The 8809-nt window shown below is 72.4% G+C and carries 8 protein-coding genes and 1 pseudogene; 6 read left to right on the top strand and 3 right to left on the bottom strand.

The window, feature by feature from the left end; genetic code table 11:
• Positions 1–109: 109 nt before the first annotated feature.
• A pseudogene (locus tag ABZX40_RS15395) lies at positions 110–636 on the top strand (AAA family ATPase); the annotation flags it as partial.
• Between the two features lie 93 nt (positions 637–729).
• Here ABZX40_RS15395 and ABZX40_RS15390 read toward each other — a convergent pair.
• The 3 genes from ABZX40_RS15390 to ABZX40_RS15380 form a co-directional block, all read right to left on the bottom strand.
• Positions 730–2013, bottom strand: coding sequence for an MFS transporter (locus ABZX40_RS15390; protein WP_355738351.1), 1284 nt, complete (start codon positions 2011–2013; stop codon positions 730–732).
• A gap of 155 nt (positions 2014–2168) precedes the next feature.
• Positions 2169–2930: a hypothetical protein gene (locus ABZX40_RS15385; protein ID WP_355738348.1), complete on the bottom strand. Its 762-nt coding sequence runs from the start codon at positions 2928–2930 to the stop codon at positions 2169–2171.
• A gap of 59 nt (positions 2931–2989) precedes the next feature.
• Positions 2990–3535, bottom strand: coding sequence for a hypothetical protein (locus ABZX40_RS15380; RefSeq protein ID WP_355738345.1), 546 nt, complete (start codon positions 3533–3535; stop codon positions 2990–2992).
• Positions 3536–3886: 351 nt separating this feature from the next.
• On the opposite strand from ABZX40_RS15380, the gene ABZX40_RS15375 reads away from it, so the two are divergent.
• From ABZX40_RS15375 to tgmB, 5 genes are all read left to right on the top strand, one after another.
• A complete protein-coding gene (locus ABZX40_RS15375) occupies positions 3887–5251 on the top strand; it encodes an FAD-dependent oxidoreductase (protein ID WP_355738342.1) in 1365 nt (454 codons plus the stop codon).
• Positions 5252–5691: 440 nt separating this feature from the next.
• Positions 5692–6816, top strand: a complete 1125-nt coding sequence (locus tag ABZX40_RS15370; RefSeq protein WP_355738339.1) for a hypothetical protein — start codon at positions 5692–5694, stop codon at positions 6814–6816.
• A 257-nt stretch (positions 6817–7073) separates the two neighbouring features.
• Positions 7074–7364, top strand: coding sequence for a YkvA family protein (locus ABZX40_RS15365; protein ID WP_355738337.1), 291 nt, complete (start codon positions 7074–7076; stop codon positions 7362–7364).
• 226 nt (positions 7365–7590) lie between these two features.
• Positions 7591–7782, top strand: coding sequence for a putative ATP-grasp-modified RiPP (gene tgmA, locus ABZX40_RS15360; protein ID WP_355738335.1), 192 nt, complete (start codon positions 7591–7593; stop codon positions 7780–7782).
• Positions 7783–7799: 17 nt separating this feature from the next.
• Positions 7800–8780 carry an ATP-grasp ribosomal peptide maturase gene (tgmB, locus tag ABZX40_RS15355; protein ID WP_355738333.1) on the top strand — a complete coding sequence of 327 codons (981 nt, stop codon included), beginning with the start codon at positions 7800–7802 and terminating at the stop codon, positions 8778–8780.
• Positions 8781–8809: the final 29 nt, after the last annotated feature.

Below are 8809 nucleotides of genomic sequence, written 5' to 3'. Positions count from 1 at the left end.
CATTGGTCAGTTCATGCCGACGCACCATGCCGGACTCCTGCCCGGAACAGCAGCAGATCCACCCTCCGGACAAGAGCCATCAGACACGGCCTAGCGCGAGAATGCCGGCATGACGAGCGACCCCACGACGGTGACCCCGCCCACCCGGCTGATCGTCCTGCGCGGCAACAGCGCCGCCGGGAAGAGTTCGGTGGCCGCCGGGCTGCGCGAGCGGTACGGGCGGGGCATCGCCCTGGTCGGCCAGGACGTCCTGCGCCGTGAGGTACTGCGGGAGCGGGACGTCCCGGGCGGCGCGAACATCGGCCTGATCGAGCTGACCGTGCGGCACGCGCTGGAGCACGGCTTCCACACGGTCCTCGAAGGGATCCTCTGCGTCGCGCACTACGGCGGGATGCTGGCCGGGCTGCGGGCGGACTACGGCGAGCGCGCGCGCACTGCTTCTATCTGGACGTCCCCCTTGAGGAGAGCCTCGCCCGGCACGCCACCAAGCCACTCGCGCGGACGGTCGGCGCGGAGCAGATGCGGGAGTGGTACCTCCCGGACGATCGGCTGCCGGGCGGGGTGGAGACGGTCGTACCGGCGAGCAGCTCGCTGGAGGAGACGGTGGAGCTGGTGCTGCGGGCGTCCGGGCTGGCGCCCACCCTCGCGTCGGCCGGAGGCGGACTCCCACCCGCGTCGGCCGGGGCCGGACTCCCGCCCGCGTCAACCGAGGGCAGACTCCCACCCGCGTCAGCCGAGGACGGACTCCCGTTCCCTCTCCCCCTCCCCTTCCCCCTCCCGGCGCGGCAGCAGCGCAGGGGTCGCCAGGAGCAGCACCCCGGCCAGGGCGAGGGCGGGGCGGATGCCGACGGCGGCGGCCAGTAGCCCCCACAGGGCCGTGACGGCGGCGGTGACCGCTTTCCCGGTGACCGACCAGGCGGCCAGCGTACGGGCGGTCCGGCCGGGCCCGGTCAGCTCCAGCCGGCGGGTGGCGAGGACCGGGGCGAAGACGGCCGAGCAGGTGATCAGCGCCAGCTCGCTGACCATGACCAGGGCCAGTCCGGCGGCCCCCGGCCCGACGAAGGCCAGGGGGACCGACCAGCAGACGCGCAGGATCCCGGCGACCCGCAGCACCCGGTGCGGCCCATAGCGGGCCACCAGCGGCCGGGCCAGCCGGGAGCCCAGCAGACCGCCGAGACAGGGCGCCGCGAAGGCGAGCGCGTAGGCCCAGGGGGCGAAACCGAGCGGGCCGAGCATGAGGACGGCGAGAAGCGGCATCCCGGCCATGATCAGACCGTTGACGAGGGCGTTGTTGAGCAGGAGGGGACGCAGGACGGGGTGGCCGAGGATGTGGCGCCAGCCGTCCAGCAGATCGCCGGGGCCGAGTCCGCCGAGGGGGGCCGGCGCGGGTGCGGGTTCCTTGCCGGGGACGGCCCGGATGCCCAGCGCGGAGAGCAGATAGCTCACGGCGTCGGCGAGCACCGTCGCCATCGGCCCGAGCAGCGCGACCGCCGCACCGCCCAGTGGCGGTCCGACCATGGTGGCCGTCCAGGAGGTCGACTCGAAGCGGGCGTTGGCGGTCAGCAGGTCCTCGGGCGGGACCAGCGCCTTGAGATACGCGCCGGCCGCCGCGCCGAACGCGATGTCGGCCGCGGCCACCACCACCGCGACGACCAGGAGGTGGCCGAAGGTCAGCAGACCGAACGCGAGGGCGAGCGGCAGGGTCAGCAGGGCCGCCGCCCGGACCAGATCCATGCCGATCATCACGGGCCGCTTGTACCGGAACTCCACCCAGGGCCCGAGCGGCACCGCCAGCACCGCCCCGACCGCCGTCCCGGCCGCCGCGAGCAGCGCGACCCGGCCGGGCCCGGCGTGCAGCACCAGCACCGCGATCATCGCGAACGCGTCGAAGGCCAGCCGCGTACCGAAGGCGCTGACGGCGTACGCCGCCCACAACCGGCCGAACGCCGGACCCAGCGAGCGGCCCACCGCGCTTCTCCTCCCGACGCCTGCGGATGTCCTCCGACCGGCCATCCAACCGACCGGGTCGGCCGGGCACAAACAACCGCCGGGCCCGTTCCACAACAGGGGGTTGTGGAACGGGCCCGGCGGAGGCGGAGGCGGGCGGCGGCTCCGGCGATCGAAACGGGGCCCCGCTCGCGGCGGGCTCGGCAGGCTCGGCGGACGCGCTAGATCGCCGTCGAGATGAGATCCCGCAGCGGCTGGGCCGAATCCGTGCCCGAGTGGCCGAAGGGCGCGTCGAAGCTCCAGACCATGAAGAGCAGGAAGACGACGAGCGCGCTGAAGGCGCTGGCGAGCATCAACTCCCGGGTGGAGCGCCGGATCTGAAGGGCGAACAGCAGCCCGAGCGTCACCAGTCCCCCGCCGAGCAGCCCGAACCACACCACACCCGGCAGGGTGGTCCCGGCGCTGTCCAGCCGCTCGTGCCGGGCCACATCGGCGGCGGCCACCTCGTCCAGCAGCGGCTGGTAGGCCTGGGCCTGGAGTTCGTCGGCGGGCGTCCGGTGGGCGAGGTCGGCGCGGATCCGGCTGAGCAACTCGCCGCCGGCCGGGCCGGGTTCCTCGTCCCGCTCCATGGCGGCCCACTCGGCGGTGACGGCGTGCCGGGCGTACGCGTCGATGCGTTCGCGCACCTGGCTGCGGAAGTCGGCCGGATAGACGTCCAGCCGCTGATCGATCTCGTAGAGCGCCTGCGCCTCGCGCCGCACGGTGTCCTCGGCCGCGCCCCGCGCCTCCCACACCCCGGCGATGGCCAGGCCGAGCACGATCGCGTAGACCACGCCGACCATCATGACCATGTACTCCAGCACGTCCGGGGTCTCGGACGTGTCCTCGTCGGCGGCCACCTGCCGATGCCGCATCACGGTGGCCGCGACGACGAACGCGCAGACCACGACGGCGGCCAGGGTGTAGATCAGCCATTCGGACACAGGGGGGCTCCAGAAAGGGTCGTTCGGGGTGGGACGGCGTGGGACGGGGTGGTGCGGCCTCAGCCGCGACGGCGGCGCGTACCGGGGCGCAGGGCGACGGCGGCGAGGATGGCGGGGGTGGTGACGACGGTGGTGGTGGTCACCACGGACAGCCCACCGGGGACGTCCCGTTCGGCGGCCGGGGGGCGGCGGTGGTTGCGGGGGACCCAGCGGAAGGGAGCGGCGGGCGCGGCTGCGGGTTTCCGCGCGGCGGCGGGCGGTTCGCCGGGCTCGCGGGCCGCGCCGGGCGGCGGTGCGGTGGCGGGGGTGGTCGGGTCGGCGGTCTCCGGCGCCGGGGGCCGCGCGGGCGCGGGGGACGCCGGGTCGCGGCCCGGCTTGTCGGGCGCTCGCCGGGTGGGCGGAGCGTCGGGCTCCGCCGGGGGCCCGGCGGACGCGTCCGGTCGGCCGGTGCCCGTCACCCCGATCTCCACCCACGCGTCCGGCACGCACACCACCACATGCGCCTCCCCCGCCGGGGGATCGACGGCGACGGCGGCCCCGCCGTCCGGCGACAACGGGCACATCGCGGCGACCGCCCCGAGTCCGACGGTGATCCAGCCGCCCACGGGCGTGCCTCCGTTCCGGGTTCAGCGCTCTGCCGAACGCTGTCGTCCGGGGCCCGCGGATCGGGCCCCGCCCGGAATGAACGATCTTTCAGATCGGGGGTCACGCGCCGGTTCACGCGCGGGGTGCGTCGAGGCATGAACCGGGGCATGGTCGGAGGCGGCTGGGCGGAGCCCCGGAAAACACCACCGGGGCCGCCCGGCGGCCACCCAGCAGGGTCGTATAGCCTGATAGCAGGCAAGCCATAAGGTTGCCTTATGAGCCCATAGACCGGACCCGCGTACCAACTTAGGCTTGCCTTAGCTTAGGCTTCCTGATCGAGTCGACATTCACCGCTCGAAGGGAACCTGATCATGCCCCGCCCCCTGCGGGTAGCCATCGTCGGAGCCGGTCCGGCCGGTATCTACGCCGCCGACGCCCTGCTCAAGTCCGACGTGGCCGCCGAGCCCGGTGTGTCCATCGACCTCTTCGAGCGGATGCCGGCCCCCTTCGGGCTGATCCGCTACGGCGTCGCCCCCGACCACCCCCGGATCAAGGGCATCATCACCGCCCTCCACCAGGTGCTGGACAAGCCGCAGATCCGCCTCTTCGGCAATGTGGACTACCCCACCGACATCAGCCTGGACGATCTGCGCTCCTTCTACGACGGCGTGATCTTCTCCACCGGCGCCATGGCCGACCGGGCGCTGGACCTGCCGGGCATCGACCTGGACGGCTCCTACGGCGCCGCCGACTTCGTGTCCTGGTACGACGGCCACCCGGACGTGCCCCGCACCTGGCCGCTGGAGGCCGAGAAGGTCGCCGTGCTGGGCGTCGGGAACGTGGCGCTGGACATCGCCCGGGTCCTCGCCAAGACCGGCGACGAACTGCTGCCCACCGAGATCCCGGCCAATGTCCACGAGGGCCTCAAGGCCAACAAGGCGCTGGAGGTGCATGTCTTCGGGCGGCGCGGGCCGGCGCAGGCCAAGTTCAGCCCGATGGAGCTGCGGGAGCTGGACCACTCCCCCACCATCGAGGTCATCGTCGACCCCGAGGACATCGACTACGACGCCGGTTCGATCGAGACCCGGCGCGGCAACAAGCAGGCCGACATGGTCGCCAAGACCCTGGAGAACTGGGCGATCCGGGATGTCGGCGACCGGCCGCACAAGCTCTTCCTGCACTTCTTCGAGTCCCCGGCGGAGATCCTCGGCGAGGACGGCAGGGTCGTCGGGCTGCGCACCGAGCGCACCGCCCTCGACGGCACCGGCAACGTCAAGGGCACCGGCGAGTTCAAGGACTGGGACGTCAGCGCGGTCTACCGGGCCGTCGGCTACCTCTCCGACAAGCTGCCCAAGCTGCCCTGGGACCTCGCCTCGGGCACCGTCCCCGACGAGGGCGGCCGGGTCATCGAGGAGAGCGGCGCGCATCTCACCTCGGTGTACGTCACCGGCTGGATCCGGCGCGGCCCGGTCGGTCTGATCGGCCACACCAAGGGCGACGCCAACGAGACCGTCGCCAACCTCCTGGACGACTTCGCCCACGACCGGCTGCACACCCCGTCCGCCCCGGACCCGGCGGCCGTGGACGGCTTCCTCGCCGAGCGCGAGGTCCGTTTCACCACCTGGGAGGGCTGGCACCGGCTGGACGCCGCCGAGAAGGCGCTCGGCGAGCCCCAGGGGCGCGAGCGGGTGAAGATCGTGGAGCGCGAGGACATGCTCCGCGAGAGCGGCGCCTGACCGGCGCCCGACCGGGCCGCTGAGCCCCTGGACTCCTGGGCCCCTGGGCCCCTGACCGGTACGAGGACGAGCGGAACCGCCCCATGCGGATGGTGGGCGGTTCCGCTCGTCCCGTGATTGTGGGGAAACGGAGTCCGTGTGACCACGGGTGCGCGAGGGTCGTCCGGTGCGGATGATGCGCGCCCCGTACGCGCCGCGCACTCCCCGTGTGCGGCGCCCGGTGTGTTCTTGATCACTTCAAGCAACCGTTCCCGCATGCCGGGGCGGTTGCCGGTCGATGCTTCACAAGGACTGCGGCGATACTGGTGGGCCGCGCCACCTGTCCCTTCCGGGTCAGCCGGTGCGCCCTCCGATGCCGTCCGACGCCCGTCCGAAGCCTCTCCGAGGCCCTTCTGAAGCCCTGCTGAAGCGCTTCAGGAGCCCTTCTGACCGATGGATCCATGCCCAGCTCCCTGACGACTCCCCCGACCGTGTGGCTGGCCCGCGGCCGGTACGCCGGCTCCGACGCGGCGGACGCCCTCCGGCGCACCCTGCGGTCGCGGAAGGAGTCCGGCGCCCTGGACGACTTCTACGAACTGCCCGGCCCCGAAACCGGCGGCGATCCCGGCGATACCGTCTTCGAGGCCCGCTGGCGGGTCGAGGGACCCGTCACCGTACGGGCCCGGCTCGCGCTGACCGGCGGCGACCGCTGGGCGCTGGCCGCGGAGTCCGAGGGCACCGCCTGGGATCTGCGGTGGCCGTCCCCGGCGACCCTGTTCTGGCCGGAGGACGGCCGCGACTGGGCCGTGGATCCGGCCACCGGGCTGCGGCTGCCGGAGATCAATCCGCTTCCGGAGGACGAGCGGGATCTGCGGCGGGTCCTCAAGGCCGCCCTGCACGACTCCTGGGCGATCCATGTGGTGGTCCACGAGGCGATGACCGTGGACGAACGCGGCCTGGTGCCGCTGGCCGCCCTGGTGCCGCCGGGGCTGCGGCACCGGTTGGTGGAGCACCGGGCGTCGCCGCAGCAGCTCAGGGCCGTGAACTGGGCGCTGCGCGACACCGGGGTGGAGGTGCCGCGCGGGGGCGCCGCCGTACTGCCCGGCGATCCGGCGCCGACCGGCTTCGCCGCCGGGGACTTCACGGTGCGCTCGGTGTTCCTGGACGGCACCGAACCGGCGGAGCTGATCACCGCCGTGACCCGGTACGCCGCCCTGGCCCGTCCGCTGCCGGAGGGCGCCGAACCGCTGCTGACCGCCCTGCGCGACGACTGGCGGCTGCTCACCCTGGAGGAGGAGCTGGAGCGGGAGCGGGGCGTCGTACGGATGTACGCGGACGCCCTGGAGGCGATGACCACCTCCCGCGATCTGTACCGCGAGGCGGCGGAGTCCGCGCACGAGGCGCTGGCGGTGTACCGCGAGACATACGGCGAGCTGTCCGAACCACAGCGTCCGGCCGTGCCGGTGGACTCGTCCCCCCTCACCCGGCTCACCCAGACATTCGGGCGGCTGAGAATCCCTGGTCGCCGTGCGGACACGGACAGTACCGATCATCGGACCGGCGGTGCCGGTGGTGCGTCCCTCTGAGGGAGCCCCCTAGGCGAAACGGCGTAGTGAACGCTACGGCGTTTCGCCTCGGACCATGCGCCCGCGCGACGCACAGGACCTTCCTATGAACGGCAACAAGACAATCTCTTGACCCGGAACGTACGCTTCCGCCAGCGGCTTCCCGAGTGACTTGTGACGGGAAGCAGCAATACGACCCGCGTTTGCGGGAATTCATGGAGTGCGAACGCATTTCGGCGTGGGACCGGCCGGCATCGAGCGGAATCGAGGAGGGCCCCGTGGAGACGACCACCGTGGTGCTCATCGCCGTCGCCCTGGTGCTCGCCGCCGCCGTGCTGGCCGCCGCCGCAGCGCTCCTGGTACGGCTGGTGCGGACCCGGCGCGGCCTGCGCCGGGCCGGGCTCCCGACCGGCCCACGCTGGGTTTTCTGGGGCGCTGTGCTGTACTTCGTACTCCCGACCGACCTGTTGCCCGATCCGGTGTACCTCGATGACATCGGCGTCCTGCTGCTCGCCCTGCGCACCCTGCGGGGACGGGCCGAGGTGGCCCGGCCGGGCGACCCCGTCTGAGATCCGGACCACACCGCCACTACACAAGTCGTCCACGGATCAACCGATTGGCCTTCCCGACCGTCTCAGGTTCAGAGCGGCTCAACTCGCCTGTGACTACGGAGTGTAAGGAAACCATTCACCCGTTCGATTCGTATAAGTGCATGGGGCCCAGAAGATCACTGGGCGAAGCAATGACGCGGCCTGCCGACTGCTTGCCCGGAGCGGCACCGACGAGGGAGAGACGATGCAACCGTTCACGCTCAACTACGCACGGCCGGCTGCGGAGTTGGACGTCACCACTCCGTACGCCTACGACTCCGGACTGCAGTTGAACGTACTGATGGATGGCCGGATCGCCGCCTGTGACCTGGCGTTGCTCAGAGAACTGGGGACAACGACCTCCACCGCGGGCTCCAAGACGCACTTCGACGACTGACCCACGGACCCTGGACAATGACCGTGCTGATCCTGACCTCCGAGCAGGATGTGACGGCCGACATGGTGGTCGTCCACCTGAACGCCTCGGGGGTGCCCGTGGTGCGCCTCGACCCCGCCGACCTGACCGGCGGGGTGGCCCTGTCGGGCGAATATGTGCACGGCGCGTTCCGCGGACACCTGTGGTCCGCGGGACGGCTGGTGAGCATGGACGGACTCAGATCCGTCTGGATCCGCAGACCGGGCACCCCGGCCACCCGGGTCCCCGAGCCGTCCGACTGGCTGACCGAGGAATCCTCGCAGGCCCTGTACGGCATGCTGCGCTCGCTCGACGTGCACTGGATGAACCATCCCGACGCCTCCCGCCGGGCCCGGCACAAACCCTGGCAGCTGCGCCTCGCCCAGCGCAGCGGACTGCCCGTGCCGGCCACCCTGATCACCACGTTTCCGCAGGCCGCCCGCGATTTCGCGGACCGGTTCCCGGATCTGGTGGTCAAACCGGTCTCCGGCGCCCATCCCCAGGAACCGCCGCGCGCGGTGCCGACCAGCCGGGTGGCGCCCGGTACCGATTTCGCCGCTGTGGCGTACGGGCCGACGCTGCTCCAGCGCCGGGTCACCAAACGGGCCGACATCCGGCTGACGGTGGTGGGCGAGCGGATGCTGGCGGCCCGCAAGCCGACCCCGCCGGACGCCGACCCGGACGAGGTGGACGTACGGTTCGCCGCGTCCGACGGGCCCTGGCAGGAGGCCGGGGTTCCACCACGGATCGCCGACGGCGTCCGGACCTACCTCCGGGAGGCGGAACTGTCGTACGGCGCCTTCGACTTCGCGGAGGACGGCGACGGCACCTGGTGGTTCCTGGAGTGCAATCAGTCGGGGCAGTTCGGCTTCGTGGAGGTGGACACGGGACAGCCCATCGCCCGCACGATCGCCCGGTGGCTGGCCCGTCCGGCGCGGTTCCCGCAGCCGGTGCGGGGCGCGGAGACCAGGGTGCGCTGACCGGCGCTCCCCATCCGCGACGGGTTCCG

The sequence above is a fragment of the Streptomyces sp. NPDC004610 genome, from assembly GCF_040609715.1.
Taxonomy (GTDB): Bacteria; Actinomycetota; Actinomycetes; order Streptomycetales; family Streptomycetaceae; genus Streptomyces.
Note: the sequence above shows the minus strand (reverse complement) of the source record. Positions and strands in the feature narration are given on the sequence as shown.

Bases quoted from the DNA above. Each gene is read 5' to 3' on its own strand.
- ABZX40_RS15390 (WP_355738351.1), bottom strand. From the start codon at position 2,013: ATGGCCGGTCGGAGGACATCCGCAGGCGTCGGGAGGAGAAGCGCGGTG.
- ABZX40_RS15375 (WP_355738342.1), top strand. From the start codon at position 3,887: ATGCCCCGCCCCCTGCGGGTAGCCATCGTCGGAGCCGGTCCGGCCGGT.
- ABZX40_RS15370 (WP_355738339.1), top strand. From the start codon at position 5,692: ATGCCCAGCTCCCTGACGACTCCCCCGACCGTGTGGCTGGCCCGCGGC.
- tgmA (WP_355738335.1), top strand. From the start codon at position 7,591: ATGCAACCGTTCACGCTCAACTACGCACGGCCGGCTGCGGAGTTGGAC.
- tgmB (WP_355738333.1), top strand. From the start codon at position 7,800: ATGACCGTGCTGATCCTGACCTCCGAGCAGGATGTGACGGCCGACATG.